General features: G+C 64.2%; 24 protein-coding genes. 13 read left to right on the top strand and 11 right to left on the bottom strand.

Going from position 1 to position 20,855, the window contains the following annotated elements; all coding sequences use genetic code 11:
* Positions 1–43 precede the first annotated feature (43 nt).
* Genes BRA1417_RS0122810 through BRA1417_RS0122825 form a run of 4 tightly spaced genes read left to right on the top strand, consistent with a single transcriptional unit; the run spans position 44 to position 5,766 of the window.
* On the top strand, positions 44–1,216 hold the full coding sequence (locus BRA1417_RS0122810; protein ID WP_027517802.1) for an isovaleryl-CoA dehydrogenase: 1,173 nt from the start codon (positions 44–46) through the stop codon (positions 1,214–1,216).
* 24 nt (positions 1,217–1,240) lie between these two features.
* The gene (locus BRA1417_RS0122815) at positions 1,241–2,845 is read left to right on the top strand and encodes a carboxyl transferase domain-containing protein (RefSeq protein WP_027517803.1); all 1,605 of its coding nucleotides are present in this window, start codon (positions 1,241–1,243) and stop codon (positions 2,843–2,845) included.
* Between the two features lie 4 nt (positions 2,846–2,849).
* A complete protein-coding gene (locus BRA1417_RS0122820; RefSeq protein ID WP_027517804.1) occupies positions 2,850–4,853 on the top strand; it encodes an acetyl/propionyl/methylcrotonyl-CoA carboxylase subunit alpha in 2,004 nt (667 codons plus the stop codon).
* A gap of 1 nt (position 4,854) precedes the next feature.
* Positions 4,855–5,766 (top strand): hydroxymethylglutaryl-CoA lyase, encoded by a 912-nt coding sequence (locus BRA1417_RS0122825; protein WP_027517805.1) that lies wholly within the window; start codon positions 4,855–4,857, stop codon positions 5,764–5,766.
* 113 nt (positions 5,767–5,879) lie between these two features.
* Here the strand turns inward: BRA1417_RS0122825 and BRA1417_RS0122830 are convergent, their stop codons facing one another.
* The 4 genes from BRA1417_RS0122830 to BRA1417_RS0122845 form a co-directional block, all read right to left on the bottom strand.
* Positions 5,880–6,806, bottom strand: a complete 927-nt coding sequence (locus BRA1417_RS0122830) for a dihydrodipicolinate synthase family protein (protein ID WP_027517806.1) — start codon at positions 6,804–6,806, stop codon at positions 5,880–5,882.
* Between the two features lie 74 nt (positions 6,807–6,880).
* Entirely contained in the window at positions 6,881–7,864 is a 984-nt protein-coding gene (locus BRA1417_RS0122835; RefSeq protein WP_027517807.1) for a TRAP transporter substrate-binding protein, read from the bottom strand.
* Between the two features lie 24 nt (positions 7,865–7,888).
* Entirely contained in the window at positions 7,889–9,154 is a 1,266-nt protein-coding gene (locus tag BRA1417_RS0122840) for a TRAP transporter large permease (protein WP_027517808.1), read from the bottom strand.
* On the bottom strand, positions 9,154–9,762 hold the full coding sequence (locus tag BRA1417_RS0122845) for a TRAP transporter small permease (protein ID WP_027517809.1): 609 nt from the start codon (positions 9,760–9,762) through the stop codon (positions 9,154–9,156). Before BRA1417_RS0122845 ends, BRA1417_RS0122840 begins: the two co-directional genes overlap by 1 nt.
* Positions 9,763–9,966: 204 nt before the next feature.
* Here BRA1417_RS0122845 and BRA1417_RS0122850 point away from each other — a divergent pair, with 204 nt between their 5' ends.
* Complete coding sequence (locus BRA1417_RS0122850; protein WP_027517810.1) at positions 9,967–10,650, top strand: GntR family transcriptional regulator; 684 nt, start codon at positions 9,967–9,969, stop codon at positions 10,648–10,650.
* 58 nt (positions 10,651–10,708) lie between these two features.
* On the opposite strand, the gene BRA1417_RS0122855 is transcribed toward BRA1417_RS0122850, so the two are convergent.
* From BRA1417_RS0122855 to dctP, 3 genes are read right to left on the bottom strand one after another with little or no spacing between them, the layout of a single operon-like run.
* Positions 10,709–12,067: a TRAP transporter large permease gene (locus BRA1417_RS0122855; protein WP_027517811.1), complete on the bottom strand. Its 1,359-nt coding sequence runs from the start codon at positions 12,065–12,067 to the stop codon at positions 10,709–10,711.
* Positions 12,064–12,618: a TRAP transporter small permease gene (locus BRA1417_RS0122860; RefSeq protein ID WP_027517812.1), complete on the bottom strand. Its 555-nt coding sequence runs from the start codon at positions 12,616–12,618 to the stop codon at positions 12,064–12,066. Before BRA1417_RS0122860 ends, BRA1417_RS0122855 begins: the two co-directional genes overlap by 4 nt.
* Positions 12,615–13,637 carry a TRAP transporter substrate-binding protein DctP gene (dctP, locus tag BRA1417_RS0122865; RefSeq protein ID WP_027517813.1) on the bottom strand — a complete coding sequence of 341 codons (1,023 nt, stop codon included), beginning with the start codon at positions 13,635–13,637 and terminating at the stop codon, positions 12,615–12,617. The genes BRA1417_RS0122860 and dctP overlap by 4 nt, the downstream gene beginning before the upstream one ends.
* 342 nt (positions 13,638–13,979) lie before the next feature.
* Here dctP and BRA1417_RS0122870 point away from each other — a divergent pair, with 342 nt between their 5' ends.
* On the top strand, positions 13,980–14,222 hold the full coding sequence (locus BRA1417_RS0122870; RefSeq protein WP_027517814.1) for a pentapeptide MXKDX repeat protein: 243 nt from the start codon (positions 13,980–13,982) through the stop codon (positions 14,220–14,222).
* A gap of 137 nt (positions 14,223–14,359) precedes the next feature.
* Here the strand turns inward: BRA1417_RS0122870 and BRA1417_RS0122875 are convergent, their stop codons facing one another.
* Positions 14,360–14,707: a DUF6481 family protein gene (locus BRA1417_RS0122875; protein ID WP_007591299.1), complete on the bottom strand. Its 348-nt coding sequence runs from the start codon at positions 14,705–14,707 to the stop codon at positions 14,360–14,362.
* A gap of 268 nt (positions 14,708–14,975) precedes the next feature.
* On the opposite strand from BRA1417_RS0122875, the gene BRA1417_RS0122880 reads away from it, so the two are divergent.
* The 3 genes from BRA1417_RS0122880 to BRA1417_RS0122890 all read left to right on the top strand — a co-directional run bounded on the left by BRA1417_RS0122880 (position 14,976) and on the right by BRA1417_RS0122890 (position 16,550).
* Entirely contained in the window at positions 14,976–15,212 is a 237-nt protein-coding gene (locus BRA1417_RS0122880; RefSeq protein WP_027517815.1) for a hypothetical protein, read from the top strand.
* Between the two features lie 77 nt (positions 15,213–15,289).
* Positions 15,290–15,559: a hypothetical protein gene (locus tag BRA1417_RS0122885; RefSeq protein ID WP_027517816.1), complete on the top strand. Its 270-nt coding sequence runs from the start codon at positions 15,290–15,292 to the stop codon at positions 15,557–15,559.
* A gap of 184 nt (positions 15,560–15,743) precedes the next feature.
* Positions 15,744–16,550 (top strand): hypothetical protein, encoded by an 807-nt coding sequence (locus BRA1417_RS0122890; RefSeq protein WP_027517817.1) that lies wholly within the window; start codon positions 15,744–15,746, stop codon positions 16,548–16,550.
* Positions 16,551–16,661: 111 nt separating this feature from the next.
* Here BRA1417_RS0122890 and BRA1417_RS44920 read toward each other — a convergent pair whose 3' ends face one another.
* Positions 16,662–16,823 carry a hypothetical protein gene (locus tag BRA1417_RS44920; RefSeq protein WP_007610185.1) on the bottom strand — a complete coding sequence of 54 codons (162 nt, stop codon included), beginning with the start codon at positions 16,821–16,823 and terminating at the stop codon, positions 16,662–16,664.
* Positions 16,824–17,069: 246 nt separating this feature from the next.
* Between BRA1417_RS44920 and BRA1417_RS44925 the strand changes: the two genes are divergently transcribed.
* Together BRA1417_RS44925 and BRA1417_RS0122905 are read left to right on the top strand one after the other, a co-directional pair.
* Entirely contained in the window at positions 17,070–17,219 is a 150-nt protein-coding gene (locus BRA1417_RS44925; RefSeq protein ID WP_197031201.1) for a hypothetical protein, read from the top strand.
* Positions 17,220–17,457: 238 nt separating this feature from the next.
* On the top strand, positions 17,458–17,676 hold the full coding sequence (locus tag BRA1417_RS0122905; RefSeq protein WP_027517818.1) for a hypothetical protein: 219 nt from the start codon (positions 17,458–17,460) through the stop codon (positions 17,674–17,676).
* A 126-nt stretch (positions 17,677–17,802) separates the two neighbouring features.
* Here the strand turns inward: BRA1417_RS0122905 and BRA1417_RS0122910 are convergent, their stop codons facing one another.
* Positions 17,803–18,030: a DUF2171 domain-containing protein gene (locus BRA1417_RS0122910; protein WP_027517819.1), complete on the bottom strand. Its 228-nt coding sequence runs from the start codon at positions 18,028–18,030 to the stop codon at positions 17,803–17,805.
* 139 nt (positions 18,031–18,169) lie between these two features.
* Here BRA1417_RS0122910 and BRA1417_RS0122915 point away from each other — a divergent pair, with 139 nt between their 5' ends.
* Together BRA1417_RS0122915 and BRA1417_RS0122920 are read left to right on the top strand one after the other, a co-directional pair.
* Positions 18,170–19,453 carry a hypothetical protein gene (locus tag BRA1417_RS0122915; protein ID WP_027517820.1) on the top strand — a complete coding sequence of 428 codons (1,284 nt, stop codon included), beginning with the start codon at positions 18,170–18,172 and terminating at the stop codon, positions 19,451–19,453.
* Positions 19,454–19,468: 15 nt separating this feature from the next.
* Positions 19,469–19,834, top strand: a complete 366-nt coding sequence (locus BRA1417_RS0122920; RefSeq protein WP_007610194.1) for a hypothetical protein — start codon at positions 19,469–19,471, stop codon at positions 19,832–19,834.
* A gap of 59 nt (positions 19,835–19,893) precedes the next feature.
* On the opposite strand, the gene BRA1417_RS0122925 is transcribed toward BRA1417_RS0122920, so the two are convergent.
* Positions 19,894–20,136, bottom strand: a complete 243-nt coding sequence (locus tag BRA1417_RS0122925) for a hypothetical protein (protein ID WP_027517821.1) — start codon at positions 20,134–20,136, stop codon at positions 19,894–19,896.
* Between the last annotated feature and the right edge of the window lie 719 nt (positions 20,137–20,855).

The raw sequence follows: 20,855 nt of genomic DNA on the forward strand, positions 1-20,855 counted from the left end.
CCGATGCCGCTAGGTTCGGTCCCCAAAAGACGGAGGAATCGCCTTGAATATCCCGAGCATCGATTTCGATCTGGGCGAAGACATCGGCATGCTGCGCGACACGCTGCGCGCCTTCGTGGAGGCGGAGATCGCCCCGCGTGCCGCCGAGATCGAGAAAGCCAATCTATTCCCGGCAGACCTGTGGAAGCGCCTTGGCGACCTCGGCCTGCTCGGCATGACCGCGCCGGAGCAATATGGCGGCTCCAACATGGGCTATCTCGCCCATATCGTCGCCATGGAGGAAATTTCGCGCGGCTCGGCCGCGGTCGGGCTCTCCTACGGCGCCCACTCCAACCTCTGCGTCAACCAGATCCGCCGCAACGGCAATGATGCGCAACGCGAGCGCTATCTGCCAAAGCTGATCTCCGGCGAATATGTCGGCGCGCTCGCGATGTCCGAGCCCGGCGCCGGCTCAGACGTCGTCTCGATGAAGCTGCGCGCCGACAAGCGCGGCGACCGCTACGTGCTCAACGGCTCGAAGATGTGGATCACCAATGGCGGCGATGCCGACGTGCTGGTGGTCTATGCCAAGACTGATCCGGAAGCGGGCCCGCGCGGCATGACCGCCTTCCTGGTCGAGAAGGGGACCAAGGGCTTCAGCCATGGCCAGCATCTCGACAAGCTCGGCATGCGCGGCTCCAACACCTATCCGCTGTTCTTCGACGAATGCGAGGTGCCGGAGGAGAACGTGCTTGGCAAGGTCGGCGAGGGCGTCAGGGTGCTGATGTCCGGCCTCGACTACGAGCGCACGGTCCTCTCGGGCGGGCCGCTCGGGATCATGGCGGCCTGCATGGACGCGGTGGTGCCCTACATGCACGAGCGCAAGCAGTTCGGGCAGCCGATCGGCGACTTCCAGCTCATGCAGGGCAAGCTTGCCGACATGTATGCGACTTGGCAGGCCACGCGCGCTTATGTCTATGCGGTGGGGCGTGCCTGCGACCGCGCCGATCACGCGCGCAGCTTGCGCAAGGACGCCGCCGCTGCGATCCTCTATTCCGCCGAGAAGGCGACGTGGATGGCGGGGGAGGCGATTCAGGCGCTGGGCGGGGTCGGCTACACCTCCGAATTTCCGGTCGGACGTCTGTGGCGCGATGCAAAGCTCTACGAGATCGGCGCCGGCACCTCGGAGGTCCGGCGCATGCTGATCGGTCGCGAATTGATGGCTGAGACGGCTTAAAACCTTCACGCGATTGGAATCAACATGCCGCTCCATTCCAGCATCGATACGTCTTCATCGGACTTTGCGCGCAATTCCGAGGCCATGCGCACCCTCGTCGCGGATCTGCGCGAAAAGCTGAGCCAGGTCGCGGGCGGCGGCGGCGAGGTCTCGCGCAACCGCCACACCTCGCGCGGCAAGATGCTGGCGCGCGAGCGCGTCGACCTGCTGGTCGATCCCGGCACCGCGTTCATGGAGCTGTCGCCGCTCGCGGCCTATGGCCTTTATGGCGGCGACGTGCATTCGGCGAGCGTCGTCACCGGGGTCGGGCGCATCGCGGGCCGCGAATGCGTGATCGTCGCCAACGACGCCACCATCAAGGGCGGCACCTATTATCCCATGACCGTGAAGAAGCATCTGCGCGCGCAGGACGTGGCGCGGCAGAACAATCTTCCCTGCGTCTACATGGTCGATTCCGGTGGCGCCTTCCTGCCGCTGCAGGACGAGATCTTTCCGGACGAGCGTCACTTTGGCCGCATCTTCTACAACCAGGCCCAGATGTCCTCGCAAGGCATCCCGCAGATCGCGATCGTGATGGGCTCCTGCACCGCCGGCGGCGCCTATGTCCCGGCGATGTCGGACGAGAGCATCATCGTGCGCAATCAAGGCACCATCTTCCTCGGCGGGCCGCCGCTGGTGAAGGCGGCCACGGGCGAGGTGGTGACCGCAGAGGAGCTCGGGGGCGCCGACGTGCATTCGCGGCAATCGGGCGTGACCGATCATTATGCCCAGAACGACGCGCACGCGATCGGTATCGCCCGCCGCATCGTCGGCACGCTGAAGCCATCCGTGCGACCGAACCTCAACATGCATCCGCCGCGTGATCCCTTGTTCGCGGCGGAGGAGATCTACGGCGTGGTCCCCGTCGACGGGCGCAAGCCGTTCGACGTGCGCGACATCATTGCGCGCGTCGTCGACGGTTCCGAGTTTGACGAGTTCAAGAAGCTCTACGGCACGACGCTGGTGTGCGGCTTCGCCCACATCTGGGGTTTTCCGGTCGGTATCATCGCCAATAACGGCATTCTCTTCAGCGAGAGCTCGCTGAAGGGGGCGCATTTCATCGAGCTGTGCTGCCAGCGCGGCATTCCGCTGGTGTTCCTGCAGAACATCACCGGCTTCATGGTCGGCAAGAAATACGAAGCCGGCGGCATCGCGCGCGACGGCGCCAAGCTGGTGACGGCGGTGGCGACCGCCTCTGTGCCGAAATTCACCGTGGTGATCGGCGGCTCCTACGGCGCCGGCAATTACGGCATGTGCGGCCGCGCCTACTCACCGCGCTTCCTGTGGATGTGGCCCAACGCCCGCATCTCGGTGATGGGCGGCGAGCAGGCCTCAATGGTGCTGAGCCAGGTCCGCCGCGACAATATCGAGGCCAAGGGCGACAGCTGGTCGAAAGAAGACGAAGATAAATTCCGCGAGCCGATCCGCGCGCAATATGAGAGCCAGGGGCACCCGTATTACGCGACCGCGCGGCTGTGGGACGACGGCGTGATCGATCCGGCCGATACAAGGCTGGTGCTCGGCCTTGGCCTCTCGGCGGCGTCAAATGCGCCGATCGAACCGACGAAATTCGGCCTGTTCAGGATGTGATGCGATGGACCGCTCAAAGCTCTACCGCCGTTTTCGCACCCTCCTGATCGCCAACCGTGGCGAGATCGCCTGCCGCGTCATCCGCACCGCGCGCACCATGGGCCTGCGCACGGTCTCAGTCTATTCCGAGGCGGACCGTGACGCGATGCATGTCGCGCTCGCCGACGAGGCCGTGTTGCTCGGGCCCGCACGCGCCCGCGACAGCTATCTCAACGTCGAGCGGCTGATCGAGGCCGCGCGCAAGACCGGCGCGGAGGCGATCCATCCCGGCTACGGCTTCCTGTCGGAGAATGCCGAGTTTGCGCAGGCCTGTTTCGACGCCGGCCTGGTCTTCGTCGGCCCGACCGCGGCGATGATGACCGCGATGGGCTCGAAGTCCGGCTCCAAGGCGCTGATGGAGAAGGCCGGTGTGCCGCTGGTGCCCGGCTATCACGGCGAGGCCCAGGACGATGCGACGCTGGCGAAGGCGGCCGAGAAGGTCGGTTTCCCCATTCTGGTGAAGGCCTCCGCCGGCGGTGGCGGCCGCGGTATGCGCATCGTTCGCTCCGCGGATGAACTTGCGCCTGCAATCGTCAGCGCGAAGCGGGAAGCAAAAGCCGCGTTCGGCGACGACCGCATGCTGATCGAAAAATATCTCGATAACCCCAGGCATATCGAGGTGCAGGTGATCGGCGACAGCCACGGCAATCTGCTGTCGCTGTTCGAGCGTGAATGCACGCTGCAGCGCCGCCACCAGAAGGTGATCGAGGAGGCGCCGTCGCCGACGCTCAATGCGGCCCAGCGCGATACGGTCTGCGTCGCCGCGCGAAAGGCGGCGGGCGCGGTGAACTATGTCGGCGCCGGCACCATCGAGTTCGTCTCCGACGGCAAGGACGTGTTCTTCATCGAGATGAACACGCGCCTTCAGGTCGAGCATCCCGTGACCGAGCTGATCACCGGCATCGACCTGGTCGAGTGGCAGTTGCGCGTCGCGTTCGGCGAAGCGCTGCCGCTGAAACAAGGTCAGATCAAGCTCAACGGACATGCCGTCGAGGCTCGGGTCTATGCGGAGAACCCGACCAGGAACTTCATGCCGTCCGTCGGAAAGATCTCGACGTGGCGTCTGCCCGCCGAAACCGGGGGGCTGCGCATCGACTCCGGCTATCGCGAGGGCGATACGGTCTCCCCGTACTACGATGCGATGCTGGCAAAAATGATCGCCTGGGCGCCGACGCGTGATGTCGCGATCGAGCGGCTGAATCGCGGGCTGGAAGAGTCCGACGTCCGCGGCATTGTCTCCAACATCCCGTTCCTGTCCGCGCTGATGACGCATCCGAAGGTGAGGGCGAATGCAATCGACACCGGCTTCATCGAGCGCGAGCTGGCGGTCCTGACGCAGGCCACGCCAGCGCCGGGCGAACTCGAGCTCTGCGCCGCGGTGGCCGCTGTGATCAAGGACGAGCGGCAGGCTGCGCAGGCGAAAGCGAATTCACCCTGGCAGACCTTTGGCTGGATGCCGGTCGGCCGCCGCCAGCGCAGCTTTGCGTTCCGCGTTGGCCACGGGCCGGAGCAGAAGGTTATGCTGAACTACGGCAGCGGCCCGTCCACACTGGTGATCGGCGAGCGCGAGCTGGCGTTCACGACCGTGGTGAAGGACGGCGGCTTCGATCTGACGCTCGACGGCGTCAAAACGTCGGTCGCGGCCGTAATCGACGGCCATGAGCTGTATTTGCGCACGCGCAACGGCCGCTTCGACCTGCATTGGGTCGATCCGTTCGGCGGCGAGACGGAGGAGCAGGCCGGCGCGGACAAGATCGCGGCGCCCTTGCCGGGCACCGTCGTCGCCATGCTGGCCGAGGAGGGCGCCAAGCTCGAGAAGGGCGCGCCGATCCTGACGCTGGAAGTGATGAAGATGGAGCAGACGCTGCGCGCGCCTTATGCCGGCGTGCTGAAGTCCATCAAATGCAAGGTCGGCGACATCGTCCAGGAGGGCGTCGAGCTCGCCGTGGTCGAGCCTTCCGGAGAATGAGATGAGCGATCAGGTCCGCATCATCGAAATGGGGCCGCGCGACGGCCTCCAGAACGAGAAGACGGCGGTCAGCGTCGAGGCGCGCATCGCCTTCATCGAGGCGCTGGTCGCGGCCGGCCTCAATACAGTCGAGGTCGGCGCCTTCGTCTCGCCCAAGGCGATCCCGCAGATGGCGAGCTCGGACGCCGTGCTGCGCGGCGTTGCCCACGTGACCGGCGCCGAATTCCACGTGCTGGTGCCGAACGAGAAGGGCTATGACGCCGCGCGCGCGGCCGGCGCCAAGATCGTCTCGGTGTTCGCCGCCGCCTCCGAGGGCTTTTCGCGGGCCAACATCAACTGCACGGTCGCGGAGTCCATCGAACGGTTCAAGCCGGTGCTGGCGCGCGCCAAGGCCGATGGCGTCAAGGTGCGCGGCTATATCTCCTGCGTGCTCGGCTGCCCCTTCGACGGCGAGATCAAGCCGAAAGCTGTCGCAGATCTCGCCAACACGTTGTGGGAGCTCGGCTGCTACGAAATCTCGCTCGGCGACACCATCGGTGTCGGCACGCCTGATAAGGCCAAGGCGATGCTGCGCGCGGTCAGCGCCAACATTCCAGCCGACAAGCTGGCGATGCATTTCCACGACACCTACGGCCAGGCGCTCGCCAACCTCTATGCGGGGATGGAGCAGGGCGTCCGCACCATCGACGCCGCCGCCGGCGGCCTCGGCGGCTGTCCCTACGCACCGGGCGCGACCGGCAACGTCGCGACCGAGGACGTCGTCTACATGCTCGAAGGCATGGGCGTCAGCACCGGTGTCGATATGGACCGACTGCTGGCGGCGACCAACGAGATGAGCAGCGTGCTGGGCAAGCCGCCCGTGAGCCGTGTGGCGACCGCGCTGAACGCGAAGAAGAGGCGCACCAGTTCCTAGTTCTCCGTCATTGCGAGCGCAGCGAAGCAATCCAGAGTCCCTCCACGGGAAAAGTCTGGATTGCGTCGTCGCAAGGGCTCCTCGCAATGACGGCTGGGAGACCTTTTGCAGGATCAGGCTGCCTTCAGGCCCACATCCGGCAGGCGCGGCCGGCTCTTGAGAGCCTTGGCCATCATCGCCTCGACCTCGGCCTTCTCCTGCGGCAGCAGCGCGAGGCGGGGCGGGCGCGTCAGCGCGGTGCCGCGACCCATGATGTGCTCGCACAGCTTGATGCACTGGACGAGGTCCGGACGCGCGTCGAGATGCAGCAGCGGCATGAACCATTCGTAGAGCGGCATCGCCTCGGCAAAGCGCCCCGCCTTGGCCAGGCGAAACAGCGTCTCGCCTTCGCGCGGGAAGGCGTTGGACATGCCGGAGACCCACCCCACGGCGCCCATGGCGATGCTCTCGACGATGACGTCGTCGAGGCCGGCGAACAGCACGAAGCGATCGCCGACCATGTTCCTGGTGTCGATGAAGCGCCGAGTATCTCCGGAGGAATCCTTGAAGCAGACCACGGTCTCGACGTCGGCGAGCGTGGCCAGGATGTCGGGAGTGACGTCGTTCTTGTAGATCGGCGGATTGTTGTAGAGCATCACCGGCAGGTCTGTCGCTGTGGCGACGGCACGGAAATGCGCGGCGGTCTCGTGCGGCTTGGACGAATAGACCAGGGCCGGCATTACCATCACGCCGTCGATGCCGACGCGCGCGGCCTCCTTCGCAGTTTCAACGGCGAAGGCCGTGGTGAATTCGGCGATGCCGCACAGCACGGGCACGCGGCCGGCCGCGACGGACTTCGCCGTCTCCATGATCGCGACCTTCTCCTTGCGCTCCAGCGAGGTGTTCTCGCCGACCGAGCCGCAGACGATCAGGCCGGAGACGCCATCACGGATCAGCTCGTCCATCACCTTTGCGGTCGCATCGATGTCGAGCGAGAGATCGTCGTGGAATTGCGTGGTGACGGCCGGGAAGACGCCTTCCCAGGAAACACGGCGGCTCATGGCTTTACTCCGAGTGGATTTTGCCGGCGGGGGGCTGGATCCGCCGGGTGTTTTGAAGGGGATGGCGGGTGGGATCAGAGCGTGGCGCTGACCTTGCGCAGCTCGGCGAGGACGGGTGCCTTCGGCAGCCAGATCTTGTCGAACTCGGCAATGACAGCTTCGGTATCGCCGGCCGGCACCTGGCGGATCGGGATCGGGGCGTTGCGGAAATTCTCGATCAGCGCGGGCTCGTTGGAGGCCAACTCGTCGATCTGCGCGTCCAGCGTCGACTTGACGGTCTTGGCGATCAGCTCGCGGTCGGCGGCGGGGAGCGACTGCCAGACCCGGCCCGAGACCACTGCGGCCATCGGCATGAAGACGGCGTTCATCTGCAGGATCACCTTCGACACCTTGTCGAAGCGCTGGTTCCAGGAGAATTCGAGATCGGCCTCGAGGCCGTCGACCTGGCCATTGGCCATCGCGTCGAACACCTGCGGCGTCGGGATCGGTGTTGGTGCCGCGCCCAGCGAGGAATAGAAGTCGCGATAAACCGGCGTCGGATTGATGCGTAGCTTCATGCCCTTGATGTCGGCGAGCGAATTCAGGTCCTTGGAGGAGAATACCGCGCGCATGCCGGTGATGCCCCAGCCGAGCCCGATCGTGCCGGTCTCCTGCGGCAGTACCTCGAACAGTTTAATGGCCGCCGGATGCCGCACGAATTTCGCGACCGCGGGCGTTGAACGGACGATGTAGGGCGCGTTGATCGCTGCGATGTGCGGCACACGCGATCCGAGCTCCGCGGCCTGGATGAAGCCCATGTCGAGCGCGCCGGACTGCAATTGCTGCATCATTGCGGGCTCGTTGCCGAGCTGGCCGGAGTGGAACACGGTCAGGGTCAGGCGGCCGTTGGTGGCGGCTTTCAGGTCTTCGCCGAACTTGAGCGCAGCCTTGTTCCACGAATGGCCGTTCGGCGTGATCAGGCCGAGGCGGAATTCCTTGGCCTGGGCGAGCGCCAACGACGGCGCAAACACCGATGCGGCGGCGCTGGCTGCGAGAAAGCGGCGGCGAGAAAGCGGCATGGTCGGGCTTCCTTTTGGACGGGCCTATTTGATGAGGATCAGCGAGAGTGACGGATAGAGCGAGAGCAGCACCAGCAGGACGCAGGAGATGACGAAGAACGGCAGCGTCACCATGAACATCTTGCCGGGCTTGGCGCCGGTGACGGCGGCCGCGACGAAGAAGCAGAGCCCGACCGGCGGCGACAACAGGCCAAGCACGAGGTTGATCACCACCACGACGCCGAAATGCCGGGGATCGATGTGATAGACCTCGGTTGCGACCGGCAGCAGGATCGGCACCGTCATGATCAGACCGGGAATGCCGTCGATCACCGTGCCGATCACGAGCAGGATCACGTTGCAGATCAGCATGAAGCTGATCGGGTCCTTGGCGGCCGTCTGGATCCAGGCGGCGGTTTCCTGCGGCACCTTGCCGAAGATCAGCACCCAGGAGAACACGGCCGCGGCGGCCACCAGGAACAACACGATCGCCGAATAGATCGCGCTGCGCAGCATCATCTGCGGCAGCTGCGAGAACTCGAACTCCCTGGTCCAGAACTTTCCGACCAGGGCTGCGGCAACGGCGCCGACGGCAGCGGATTCCGTCGCGTTGGCGAGGCCGCCGAGGATGGTGCCGACGATGACGATCGGGATCAGCAGGGTGGGCGAGGTCCGCAGGATCGTCGCCACGCGCTGGCGCGGCGTCTGATAGTCCGCGCGCGGATAATTGTAGACATATCCCATCAGCGCGATGACGACGCAGAACATGACGGTGAGGATGACGCCGGGCACGATGCCGGCGATCAGCATGTCGCTGACCGAGACCTGTGCGAGCACGCTGTAGACCACGAACATCACCGATGGCGGGATGATCGGGCCGAGCATGCCGCCATAGGCGGTCAGCCCCGCCGCAAACGTCTTGTCGTAGCCCTTCTTCTCCATCTCCGGGACCATGATCTGGGCCATGATCGCGACCTGTGCGGTCGCCGATCCCAGGATCGAGGAGATGAACATGTTGGCGAGGATGTTGACGTAGGCGAGCCCGCCCTTGAGCGAGCCGACGAAGGCCATTGCCATGTCGACGATGCGCCGCGTGATGCCGCCGCCGTTCATGATCTCGCCGATCAGGATGAAGAGCGGGATGGCGATCAGGCCGTAGCTGTCGACGCCGCCGAACAGCTGCAGCGGATAGGACTGGAACAGCACCGGATTGCCGGACGCCGCGATGTAGACCAAGCCCGCAAGGCACAGGCAGAGGCCGATCGGCACGCCGACCAGCATGATCGCGAGGAAGGCTGCTGACGTGATCATCAGTTGACCCCGTCGAGCTCGGAGAGCGCAAAGCCCTTCGGCGGCGTACGCGGGACCAGTTCGAGATCTTCCAGCAGATTGGCGAGACCGTGCACGGTCATCGACACCGCGAAGATCGGCAGCGTCAGATAGAGCACCCAGGTCGGCCAGTTCAGCGTCTGGGTATGCTCCGTGTAGAGGAAGTTGAAGGTCTGGGCCGCGAGCTTGCGCCCGTCGAAGCCGGCGCGGGCGAGGCCAATCGGGTCCATCCAAAGCACGCAGGTGACGATCAGGGCGAGGCCGAACACCACGACGAGGCCGGTCGAGATCACCTTCGCGATCTTCTGGGCGCGGAGCGAAAGACGTTCCGTCAGCATCGTCACCGCGAAATCGAGCCGCAGCCGCGTCATCGCGGAGGCGCCGACGAATGTCAGCCAGACCACGCAATAGACCGCGGACTCGTCGATCCAGTAGATCGGGAAATGCGAGTAGCGGGTGACGACGTTGACCAGGATCAGGACGGTGAGCAGGTACATCAGGCCCATCAATGCGATCCGCTCGACGGCGAGCAGGGCGCAGGAGGCGCGGACGACCATGCGTCGAAAGCTGAGCGCGCGCGTGGCCGGCATCGTCTGCTCGATCATGAAGAGGCCCCATTGCCCGCGAGATTTATCGTGCGATGGCTTAATGTATAATTTATACATTTTGGCTGTCAAATGGAATCGCGGATTGCGTCGAAGGCGTGCACGCGCTTTTTGCGGGGACGCGATGACCTCAACATGCAAAACAGGGACCGTTCCGGCCGGCCGAGTCGGAGAGGGACGGAAGATCGGATGAAAGTGCCTCTGAAGCATCGCACTCTGTCGGCTGCGATCGTCGACCAGCTCCGGCAGGCAATCCTCGACGGGACCTATCCGGCCGGATCGCAACTGCGCCAGGATGCGCTTGGCGAGGCCTATGGCGTCAGCCGTATCCCGGTGCGCGAGGCGCTGTTTCAGCTCGAAGCGGAAGGCCTAGTGCGGATCGTTCCGCAGAAGGGCGCCATCGTCTCCGAGCTATCGCTGGACGAGATCAATGACGTCTTCGACCTGCGCCGGATCCTGGAGCCGCGGCTTCTGGCGCACTCGGCTCCCCGATTCACAATGGAGGATTTCGCCGGGCTGGACGACATCCACAAAAGCTTCGAGAAGGCGATCAAGGCCCGCAACGTCAGCGAATGGGGACAGCTGAACGCCGACTTCCACATGGCGCTCTATGTCCATGCCCCGCAGCCCCGCACCCGGGCGATCGTGCTGTCACTGCTCCAGACCAGCGACCGCTACACGCGCCTGCAGCTCTCCAACACCAAGGCGATGGGCACGGCGGAGAAGGAGCACGCCCATCTGATCGCGCTCTGTCGCGCGCAGAAGGTCGAGGAGGCCTGCCGGTTTTTGGAGCGTCACATCGAGGCGGTGCGCAAGGATCTGCTGCAGGTGGTGGCGATCGCACCGCGGTCGCGGCGCAAAGAGAAATCGTAGGGTGGGTTAGCTAAGCGTAACCCACCGCTTTTCTGACCGCATTGACCCTACGCGAGTTTCACCTGCTCCCGTCCGGGCCCATCACCAGGTCCGGCAGCCCGGTCGAGATCCCTGGCACGAAGCACAGCAGCAGCACGGCGAGCATCATCAGCAGCACGAACGGCAACGTGCCCCAGATCACCTCCCGCAGGGGAATGTCCGGCGCGACGTTGCGGATGACGAAGATGTTGAGCCCGACGGGTGGATGGATCAGCCCCATCTCCATCACGATGGTCATGACGACGCCGAACCAGATGATGTCGAAATTGGCGGCGCGAAGGGGCGGCAGGATGATCGGCGCGGTCATGAGAATGATCGAGACCGGTGGCAGGAAGAAGCCGAGCACGACGACCATGACGAGAATCGCGAACAAGAGGCCCCAGCGCGGCAGATGCATCGCCACGACGGATTCGGCAGCCGATTGCGAAATGTGCAGATAGCTCATCACGTAGGAATAGAGCAGCGACATGCCGATGATCATCATCAGCATGGTCGATTCCCGGATCGTCGACTTCAGGATCGGGGCGAGGTCGCTCGGCCGCCACACGCTGTAGATCGCCGCGATCAATGCCAGCGCCAGGAGGCCGCCGAGGCCGGCGGTCTCCGACGGCGTGGCGTAGCCGCCATAGAGCGCGATCATGACGCCGGTGAGCAGCAGCACGAAGGGGATCACGCGCGGCAGCACGCTGAAGCGTTCCGCGAGCGTGTACTCGTCGCGGGCGAGGATCGCAGCCTCGGGGCCGCCGTTCTTGTAGATCGCTTCGGCGGCGGCATATTCCTGGCGGAAGCGGATCACGGCGTAGACGCCAAACAGCGAGACCAGCAGCAGGCCGGGCCCGATGCCGGCGAGGAACAGCCGTCCCAGCGATTTTTCGGCGGCGACCGCAAACAGGATCATGGTGATCGACGGCGGGAGCAGAATGCCGAGCGTGCCGCCGGCGGCGATGATGCCGGCGGCAAAGCCGCCGGAATAGCCGCGCTTGCGCATCTCGGGGATGCCGGCCGAGCCGATTGCCGAGCACGTCGCGGGCGAGGAGCCCGCCATCGCCGCAAACAGCGCGCAGGCGAACACATTGGCGACGCCGAGGCCGCCGGGGACGCGGTGCAGCCAGGCGTGCAGGGCCGAGTAGAGATCCTGGCCCGCGCGCGACTTGCCGATCGCGGCGCCCTTCAGGATGAAGAGCGGGATCGACAGCAGCGTGATCGAGGCCATTTCCTCGTAGACGTTCTGCGTGACGGTATCGAGAGAGGCGGCGGGCATGTAGATGCCCATGAACACGACCGCGACCGCGCCGAGCGCGAACGCAATCGGCATGCCCGAAAACATCACGACCAGCGTCGCGATTCCGTACGCGAGGCCGATACCGAAAACGCTCATGAACGCCTGGCTCCAGCGAAAGGCAGCGCAAGCTGCACGAGGATCTGGACGCAGAGCAGGCTCATGCCGAACGCCATCAGCGAATAGGGGATCGCCAGCGGCGGCGACCACATCGAGTTCGAGACCTGGCCGTCGACATAGGCTTCATGCGCCAGCGTCCAGGACTTCCAGGCGAAGAAAGCGCAGAACAGAAGCGTCACGGCGTCGACCAGCCAGAGTCTGATCCGGTTCGCCAGCGGCGAGAGCAGGCCGACGAAGGCCTCGATGCCGATATGACCGCGGTTCTGCTGCACGTAGGCGGCGGTCATGAAGGTGGCGCCGACCAGCAGGAACACCGCCGCCTCGTCCTGCCAGTAATTGGCGGCCTTGAACAAGGCCCGGCTGAGCACGCTGTAGCTCAGGATGGCGCAGGCCGCGATCAGCGCAATCGCTGCGAACACGACGATGATGTTGTTGAGGATGGCGAGACCGCGATCGATCGCCGCCGCAAGGCCGGTCCTTGCGGCAGCGTTGGCCTGGTCGTCACGATCCGGAAGCGGACCGTGGCTCATGCGGCGACGTCGGTCGCGAGCTTGAGCAGGTTGGCCGAGGTCGCGGTCTTGGCGCCGTAGTCCTTCCAGGCGGTGTCGCGGGCGATGTCACGCCACTTGCCGACGGTCGCGGCATCGAGCGCCGAGACCTTGGCGCCGGCCTTCTCGTAGACCTTGGCAACCTCGACGTCGTCGTCCTGCGCGCCCTTGCGGCCGAAGGCTTCGAGCTCGGTGCCGACCGCGAGCAGGACGTCCTGCTGGTTCTTCGGCAGCTTGTCGAAGATCGCCTTCGACATCATCAGCGGCTCGAGCATGAACCAGTAGGACGCGCCTGCGCCCGAGGTCAGCGATTTCGCGACCTCTTCGAGGCGGAACGAGATCAGGCTGGTCGAGGAGGTGATGCCGGCATCGCAAGCACCCGTCTGCATCGCTGCGTAGATTTCATTCGAGGGCACCGACAGCACCGAGGCGCCGGCGGTCTGCAGCACCATGTCCATCTCGCGCGAGCCGCCGCGCACCTTGAGACCCTTGGCATCTTCGGGGGCCACGATCGGCTTGGAGCGGCTGGCGACGCCGCCGGCCTGCCACACCCAGCTGAGCAGGATGATGCCCTTGTCGGCGAGGAAGTCGGTCAAGGCCTTGCCGACCGGCTCCTTCTTCCAGCGCATGCCCTGGTCGTAGGTGGTGACAAGGCCCGGCATCAGGCCGATATTGGTTTCCGGCAATTCGCCGCCGGCGTAGGGCATCGGGTAGAGGCTGATGTCGAGCGCGCCCTTGCGCATCGCGGAGAACTGCGCGTTGGTCTTGATCAGCGAGGAGTTCGGATAGATTTCGGCGGCGATGTCGCCGTTGCTGCGCTTGGCGACTTCGGCGGCGAACATGCGGCAGAGCCGGTCACGGAAATCGCCCTTGTCGACGGTGCCGCCGGGGAATTGATGCGAGATCTTCAGCGTGGTCGCGGCATGCGCGGTGCCGGTGCCGAAACGGAGAATGGCGGGTGCGGCGACGGCGGTCGCGATCAGGTGGCGGCGCGTAAGCATGGCGTGATTCCCTTGGATGGTTTCTTGGGCGGTTTTTTGGACGGTTCTTTGGAGGGGTCTTGTTTGCCGTGATTTTGGGTTGGTCTTCGAGACCGTGCTGAGGCCCATCCTAGCCGGTCTTTCGGACAATGTTCTCTCATCTGATAGTTCGAGACTGAATGCCGCGGCAAGTGTCGGCCATGCTGCGTTGCACACCCCCGATTTCTCCATCCGCCGAACAAAGGACGGCGGCGGCGCGCAGAAATTTATCGGCGGCCGCGTAACAACGCCCCGTGGCAATCCGTCGAGATCAGATAGCGGCGTCCGTCGCTGACAAACCTCATCTCGAAGGGAAGACCAGTCATGACCATTCGTACCCGCATCGCGCTCGGCGTTTCAGCGGCCGTTCTCTCGCTCGGCCTCGCGCTGTCGCCGGCCGCCTTTGCCCAAGACAAGATGGGCAAGGATGACGGCATGATGAAAAAGGACACGATGTCCAAGGACGGCATGAAGAAGGACGCCATGTCCAAGGACGACGGCATGAAGAAGGATACGATGTCGAAGGACGGGATGAAGAAAGACGACGGGATGATGAAGAAGCACTGATCTTCCATCGTCGAGGAGGCGCTTGCGACAGGCAGACGCGCGCCAAAAATCTGGGGGCGGTCACGTAGACCGCCCCCGGATATTGTTTCAGCCCAAATTCAATTGAACGTGACTTGCGAGCGTTAGACTTGCGAGCGTTACTTGCGCTTCGCCTTGCGGGCGGCGTAGCGGGCGTCTCGCTTGGCCTTTTGATCGGCCTCGGCTTCGGCCGCCTTCGCGACGGCTTCTTCGGCTTCGCGGGCGATCCGCGCGGCCTCGAGCGCGGCAGCCTCTTCTTGAAGGCGCTTCTGCTCGGCCTTTTCCGTCTCGCGCGCAGCCTTCGCCTCGGCGCGCTTGGCCGCAAGGGCCTCGCGCTCCGCACGCTTCGCCACAACCGCGGGATCATCCGGCCCCGGCTGCGACTTGAATTTGTTCAAAAGGTTTTTGCGTGCTTCCTGTGCCGCCTTTTGTCGGTCGGAGAAGCCTGGTTCCCTAAATCCACTCATCGGCGAACCTTGTCATCCTCGCTTTCGATCCTACATCACTGCCTGTTGGTACGTCGGCTGGGCATAGCGGGCGCCGCGCGACGCAGATGCGTGTACATCGGCGCGCGCCGTGATGCCACCTATAATCGCAGCCGATCAGGTAGACGAAAATCGCCGCCCCCGACGATCTCTCGTAGCCCCGAAAAACTGCCGAATTGTGATGTCCCTCATAAGGGGGCACCAGGGCGGTGCCTAGCGTCCGCCCCGGTATGAGACGCGGAGCACGGGTATGACGATCTCACGACTGAGCCTGAAGGCGCTCGCAATCGCCGTTGTGGTGGCAGCCCTGGCCGGCGCCACGCTGCTCCTCGCCCGTCCGCAGCCGATCGAAAGTGCCGTCCTAGGCACAGATTGGGAATGCACCCAGACCGCGTTTGTGCTCACGACCTGCGCCCCGCGGGTCCAGCAGGCGATCCCAGCGGCCGAAACCTCGCGCAAGGAAGCGATGCGGCCGACCCGAGGCTAACCGAGAGAAGCCCGAGCGGGATGTGACGCCACGCCGCAGAGGTGATAAAGCCCGCTCGCCCCCGTGATCGGCCAGCCATGTCCAAGTCCGAAGCAGCCAAGTCCGAAGCAGCCAAATCCAAAGCAGCCAAGTCCGAAGCTCGGCCCGAACCGGGCGCGAAGCCCAGATCCCCTCCAAAACCTCAATCCGGTGACAACCGCCGCGGCGCTATCGCCGGCTTGATCATCGCGATCGTGATCCTCGGCGTCGGCTGGTGGCTCGCCCGCGATCTCACCTCGGCCAGCAAGATGCAGGACTGCCTGATGTCCGGACGAACCAACTGCAATGTGATCGAGCCGGCCCGCTAGCAGCACTCCAGCACGGTCCGCGCGGACGAAAAAATGTCGTGATCTTAATCATTTGTAACGGGACTTGGCCGACCAAAGCAGGTCAGTCATGTCAGCCGGCATCAGCTCAGCGCGAGCCGAATCGTCTATCGCGCCAAGCATCACGGTTATTGACGGCAATCGAGAGAGTAGGGGGCAAGCACGCATGAGTGCGTCCAGTCGCATCCAGATCATCATTCCCTTGGTTTCGGCGATGTCATTGCTCGCCGTCCCGGCACAGGCTCAGGACGCCAGACCGCCGAGGGACGCCGCCCAGCCATCGGCCGGGCCAGGCGCCGGCGCGCCGCCTCAGAACATGCGAAAGGGGCCGCCGCCGCAGCAGGCTGCCCGGCCCGCGCCACAGGCCGGCGTCCAGCCCTACGCCGGCGGTCCTGGTCATGCAGGTCCGGGTCCAAATCCTGCTCTCGCGAGTCCAGGTCCTGCGCCGCGCAATGCCGGCGGTCCGCCGCCGGGACGCAATTACGCCAGGGGTCCGGCGCCGGCGCGCGATTGGGGCGGACACGCCTATCGCGGCCATCTCGCCTGGGATGGCGGACGCTGGCGCCGCGAAGTCCACAACGGCCGCTCCGGCTGGTGGTGGGATGTGGGCGGCGCGCGGTATTATTATCCGCGGCGGATGGAGGGGCCCCCGGCTTACATCTCGGAGGATTATTACGACGACGTGCCCGTGGCCTATGCCCCGCCCGCCGCCTACGAACCGCCGCCGCCTCCGCCGCCGGCCGACCCCGGTGCGAGCGCGCTTGGCGGCGCTATTGTCGGCGGCGTGCTGGGCGGCCTGATCTCGGGCAACGCCTCGGGTGCGGCCGCAGGCGCTGTGATCGGCGGTGCCACCGGAGCGATCGCCGGCGCGACGGCCGCTTCGCGCCCCGGCTACTATCTGGCCCAAGGCAACTGCTACTACCGCTATCCGAGCGGCCAGTATGTGCAGGCCGACCCCCGGGCGTGCTACTGAGCACTCCAGGCGAGAGCTGAAGCGAAGAGGCGGGCGAAAAGTCCGCCTCTTTTCGTTTTGGGCTGGCCGTCAGCTGGCCGGGAATTGATTGAAGGGCCATCGCCCCGCGCGTCAGGACACCAGCCAGCTGAAGAACGCGATCGCAGCCCAGACCAGGCCTGCGATCCAGGCCAGCATCACGATGCCGATCGTCGCAAGATATGCGATGCCGAGCGGGTCGGAGCGTTCGCGCCGCGTCGGGACGGCAATTTCGGCTGCAGCTTCTTGTGTCATGACGGGAATACCTCCCATGCCTTCTCGCTCCCTGAGAGCGCTGAGCATTGTTTAGCGGAGGCGCCGGGTGTCGGCTGTGACGCACTTCACAGATCGGTGCTCATCAAGCCGACAATGGTTGCCGATCGTTCGACAGTTTGGTGAGTTGGATCGCGTTGCAAATCCGTGTGGGGAGGCGTTAACCCCGCAATCATACGGACGAAATTGCCACGCGCTTGTCCAGATCGTCCGGCTAGAATTGCGTTCATGTGTACCAAGTACGATCCACAGCATGAAGCCGAGGCGGCGATGAAGCGCGCCGTGGCGGCCGAAGGTCCCGACCGGCAGCGTCTCATCGAGCTGGCCCTGGCCTGGCATCAACTCGCCCGCGACCGGCGCGAAGAGCGGACGGACTAGGCCCACGCTCGTACGAGAGAACAGGTATTCACAGAAAAACCCCGTGCTCGGGGGGACAAGCACGGGGTTCTCGAGAGCCGATCGGGGCTGGCAAATCGGCACCACTGAATCTCGAACACGCTGATCGCAGGTTCGTTCCGCGTCTCCTCCATTCTTTTCGCGCGCGACCATGAAGGCCAACCGGAGTGAGGGGCGCTGCACCGATGGAACGTCGGTTCCCACCCGGCGTTGAGCTGCCATGACCGATCCCGAGTTGCGCGCAGAGTCCTTCGAGATTGCCTGGAAATATCTCGACCAATCCGGCCAGCTTACCGGCGAGCGGAGGGACGCGGCCCGTTTCATCCTGAACAGGATCGACCGCATGATGCGAGGTGGCGAACGGCGACGATTGCTGCTGTCCAACGCCGCAATCGACGCCTATCGGCTACGGCCCGTGCTCGTGACGCTCGACGCCTGACGCGAGCTGCCGAAACGTGACGTTAAGACTTGTTCGGATGACAAATTTCCGATCGCGATTCGTTTCAGGGAACGAAGCGGAGCAGGACCGTGAACAAACAAAAAGTCCCCGAAGGGACTTGCTGGCTCAGGCAGCTTCCGACTTCGGCACCGCGTCGGCATTGACCGAAAGCTTGACGACATCGCCTTCGACGGCACCCACATATTTCGCGTCGATGTAATGATGATGGTCCTTGTGACCTTCCGGGCTGTCCTTCCGCGTCAGCTTGATGCGGTTGCCTTCGACGCGGTCGACGGTGCCGACAGGTGCGCCGTCCTTGCCGATGATCTTCATGTGCTCTCTGATATCGCTCATGATGTTCTCCTTGTGCCGTGTCAACGGCGAGGACCGGTCTTCGTTGCAAGGATGAGCGAGACCGACTGTTGGAGCCAATGCGTTCGCCGAACGTTGAAAGTCAGTCGCAATTGCCAACACCACCCTCATCAAGATTCGCATGGAGACCTCCGAGGCCTATCTCGAACGAAAGCACAGGGAAATCGGGCTGCTGAACGATTGCCTGAGGAGCCCGCTGCATTTGGCTCGGCCGCAATCGGTCGACGAGGTGGTGGAGTGCAAATTTCAGCTCGCGGCCGCGCTACGCGCGGAGCATGCGCTGCAGGACTGGAAGGCGACGGAGACCGCCTGGTCGCACGCGGCGTCTCCCTCCAGCGGTCCGTTCGTATTCAGCTACGATTATCAGCGCGCGGACCTCAAGGTGCGCGGTCCCTCGTTTTATGAGCTCGCGCGGGGCTGCAGGAGCGAGGTGATCTATACCGCCTCCGGCATGGCCGCGATTTCCGCGCTGCTGCTCGCGTCCGCACGAATCATCGGCAAGGCAGATATCGTGGTGCTGCCGGGCACCTACGGCGAGACATTGGAGCTGATCGAGAGCCTCGTTCCCCGTTTACGGCTTGTGACCGCCAGGCTGCCGCTGGGCGAAGCGTTCGCTGCGGCGGCCTCGCCGCGGCTTCTCCTGCTGGATTCATGCGCCCCTGCCGGGGCGTTCGAAGCGGCTCTGCGTTGCGACGGTTCGGGGCTCGATCTGCTGATTTTCGACACGACATGTTTCGCCGGCAGGTCGGGGCGCATCGGGCGCGTCCTGGGATGGGCGGCGCGATGGGACATTCCCGTCGTGTTGGTGCGAAGCCACAACAAGCTGGATTCGCTCGGGGTGGAATACGGCCGGCTCGGCTCTGCCGTCTTCGTGCATTGGAGCCGGAAGGACCTCAAGGCAGGCCAGCTGCTGTCTGAAAGCCTGGCGGCGGAAACCCGCAATGCCGTCCGGCTTCTCGGTGGCGCGGCGCTGCCGGCGCACTTTCCGCCATTCGTGGGCTCGGCGGCCTATTGGGCCCTGACGAAAAGGCGCGTCGCGGCGATCCTGCGCAACGGTCGCCACACGGCGCGGTATTTCGCCTCCGAGCTGGCTTCGCTCTCGGCCGAGTTGCATTTCACCCACGGCCTCTATGTCACGCTTCGCGGCAGGCGCGCCCTCGATGAGGCGACCGCGCGGCAAGCCGCCGAAGACATGAGCCGCGACTTCGGCGGCAAAGGCTTCCCCATTCGCCACGCCGGCAGTTTTGGTTTTGATTTCGCGGCGACCGAGTGGTTTCACGACGCGACGACTGATCGGTACAGCGTCCGCGTGGCGGTGCCGGATCTGCCGACCGGGTTGTGGAATGATCTTGCGGCGGCGATTGCCGAGTGGTGGGCGCGACATCAGGGCGACACTGAAGGGTGAGTACGGTGCAAGGCCATGACAGAGCGACCGAAAGCGTTTCCTTACAGGGAATGCACGTGGCATGTGTCAGACGAACAGTCCCAGCAATGGCTTGCGGTGCTTGAAAAGACGGGTGCAGCCAACGTCCGAGCGCGCCTAGCCCAGACCGACGCGGCATCCGCAGGAGCGATTGCGATCGGAACCGCGCCCGTCATGACGATCGGATTCGCCCAGGAATGGCTGAACTGGAAAGATAATCAAAAATCCGAGGCGGATATCGAACGGCACGAGCGGCAGATCTGGTGGACTCGGACCGCGGCAATCGCCGCATCGGTCGCCGCCTTGAGCGCACTGTTCGGCTGGATTTGGACGATCTTCATCCGGGGGAATAACGGCCTGTAACAGACATGATTGCTACGTTGCGGATATATCCGCCGGACGAGAGCGGCGAGTGCGCTGTTTCAATCGATCGCCAGGCATTCTTCCACGGCCGGCTTCTGCTGGCCGCGACGCGCCCACGCCTGAACGGCGAAGGCGAGTTGATGCTGACTCGCTGCTACGTCGGCGATGGAGGCCCGCGCCGTCGCGATGGGCTTGGTGATGACGCCGGAGTTCACGACTCCCGCGTCAACTGCCAGGAACGATATTGCCACAATCGCGACCGCAGATGCGATCGCCATTCTCGTCAAGTCGGATAGTGGCATCGAAATCCTTATCGGGCGCACGTCGCTCGGCGCATAGATAGGGTTCGTTTGTCTGGATCAAAGCCCGGAACGAGGCGGCCCACGCGTTCGTGAAGGACAGCGGACCGTGCGGGTGCGCGTCGTAGATTGGGCTCACAATGAACGGATGAGACTGAAATTGGCGATCCCGGCAGGGTCGCCATCTTTAAGCATTTTCAATGGGATGAAATGCAGGTGAGAAAAAAGATCGTTCCACGCGTTTTCAATGACTTCCAACCGTTGATTTTCTCACCACTTTAATCATCGTTGCTGTCGTCTTGCCCGCCTGGCGTGAACACCAGCAGGCTCATAGCGCCGCCGGCCATGAGCTGCTGCGCACGGGCCGGCGGCAAGGGACATTGGCAATGGTCGCTGAGGCGTCCGATGCAATTACCCTCTACGTCTACGGGCTGATGGAGTCAGACATGGATGTCGGTGCGCCTCGCGCCGCGTTATTGTTGTGATGCCGGCGTGAGGAGAGCAGAGCAAGGCGCCTCTCAATGAGTAGGAGCTTTGCTTCCAGCATTTCAGTGAGCTTCTGATGGATTCTAGTATGTAGCGACTCCATCTCTTCGAGATCAATGCCTTCCAAATCTATTATCACAATGATCGCCCCCCGCGAATTCTGATGCGATGCAAGGCGCGGATGGACAAAAGGCCGCCCAAAGGGCGGCCTTTCTCCGGGAAAATATTACCCGCGA

Source organism: Bradyrhizobium sp. WSM1417, assembly GCF_000515415.1.
GTDB lineage: Bacteria > Pseudomonadota > Alphaproteobacteria > Rhizobiales > Xanthobacteraceae > Bradyrhizobium.

Coding starts and splice junctions, on each gene's coding strand:
- BRA1417_RS0122815 (WP_027517803.1), top strand. CDS start 1,241: ATGCCGCTCCATTCCAGCATCGATACGTCTTCATCGGACTTTGCGCGC.
- BRA1417_RS0122820 (WP_027517804.1), top strand. CDS start 2,850: ATGGACCGCTCAAAGCTCTACCGCCGTTTTCGCACCCTCCTGATCGCC.
- BRA1417_RS0122825 (WP_027517805.1), top strand. CDS start 4,855: ATGAGCGATCAGGTCCGCATCATCGAAATGGGGCCGCGCGACGGCCTC.
- BRA1417_RS0122830 (WP_027517806.1), bottom strand. CDS start 6,806: ATGAGCCGCCGTGTTTCCTGGGAAGGCGTCTTCCCGGCCGTCACCACG.
- BRA1417_RS0122835 (WP_027517807.1), bottom strand. CDS start 7,864: ATGCCGCTTTCTCGCCGCCGCTTTCTCGCAGCCAGCGCCGCCGCATCG.
- BRA1417_RS0122840 (WP_027517808.1), bottom strand. CDS start 9,154: ATGATCACGTCAGCAGCCTTCCTCGCGATCATGCTGGTCGGCGTGCCG.
- BRA1417_RS0122845 (WP_027517809.1), bottom strand. CDS start 9,762: ATGCCGGCCACGCGCGCGCTCAGCTTTCGACGCATGGTCGTCCGCGCC.
- BRA1417_RS0122850 (WP_027517810.1), top strand. CDS start 9,967: ATGAAAGTGCCTCTGAAGCATCGCACTCTGTCGGCTGCGATCGTCGAC.
- BRA1417_RS0122855 (WP_027517811.1), bottom strand. CDS start 12,067: ATGAGCGTTTTCGGTATCGGCCTCGCGTACGGAATCGCGACGCTGGTC.
- BRA1417_RS0122860 (WP_027517812.1), bottom strand. CDS start 12,618: ATGAGCCACGGTCCGCTTCCGGATCGTGACGACCAGGCCAACGCTGCC.
- dctP (WP_027517813.1), bottom strand. CDS start 13,637: ATGCTTACGCGCCGCCACCTGATCGCGACCGCCGTCGCCGCACCCGCC.
- BRA1417_RS0122870 (WP_027517814.1), top strand. CDS start 13,980: ATGACCATTCGTACCCGCATCGCGCTCGGCGTTTCAGCGGCCGTTCTC.
- BRA1417_RS0122875 (WP_007591299.1), bottom strand. CDS start 14,707: ATGAGTGGATTTAGGGAACCAGGCTTCTCCGACCGACAAAAGGCGGCA.
- BRA1417_RS0122880 (WP_027517815.1), top strand. CDS start 14,976: ATGACGATCTCACGACTGAGCCTGAAGGCGCTCGCAATCGCCGTTGTG.
- BRA1417_RS0122885 (WP_027517816.1), top strand. CDS start 15,290: ATGTCCAAGTCCGAAGCAGCCAAGTCCGAAGCAGCCAAATCCAAAGCA.
- BRA1417_RS0122890 (WP_027517817.1), top strand. CDS start 15,744: ATGAGTGCGTCCAGTCGCATCCAGATCATCATTCCCTTGGTTTCGGCG.
- BRA1417_RS44920 (WP_007610185.1), bottom strand. CDS start 16,823: ATGACACAAGAAGCTGCAGCCGAAATTGCCGTCCCGACGCGGCGCGAA.
- BRA1417_RS44925 (WP_197031201.1), top strand. CDS start 17,070: ATGTGTACCAAGTACGATCCACAGCATGAAGCCGAGGCGGCGATGAAG.
- BRA1417_RS0122905 (WP_027517818.1), top strand. CDS start 17,458: ATGACCGATCCCGAGTTGCGCGCAGAGTCCTTCGAGATTGCCTGGAAA.
- BRA1417_RS0122910 (WP_027517819.1), bottom strand. CDS start 18,030: ATGAGCGATATCAGAGAGCACATGAAGATCATCGGCAAGGACGGCGCA.
- BRA1417_RS0122915 (WP_027517820.1), top strand. CDS start 18,170: ATGGAGACCTCCGAGGCCTATCTCGAACGAAAGCACAGGGAAATCGGG.
- BRA1417_RS0122920 (WP_007610194.1), top strand. CDS start 19,469: ATGACAGAGCGACCGAAAGCGTTTCCTTACAGGGAATGCACGTGGCAT.
- BRA1417_RS0122925 (WP_027517821.1), bottom strand. CDS start 20,136: ATGCCACTATCCGACTTGACGAGAATGGCGATCGCATCTGCGGTCGCG.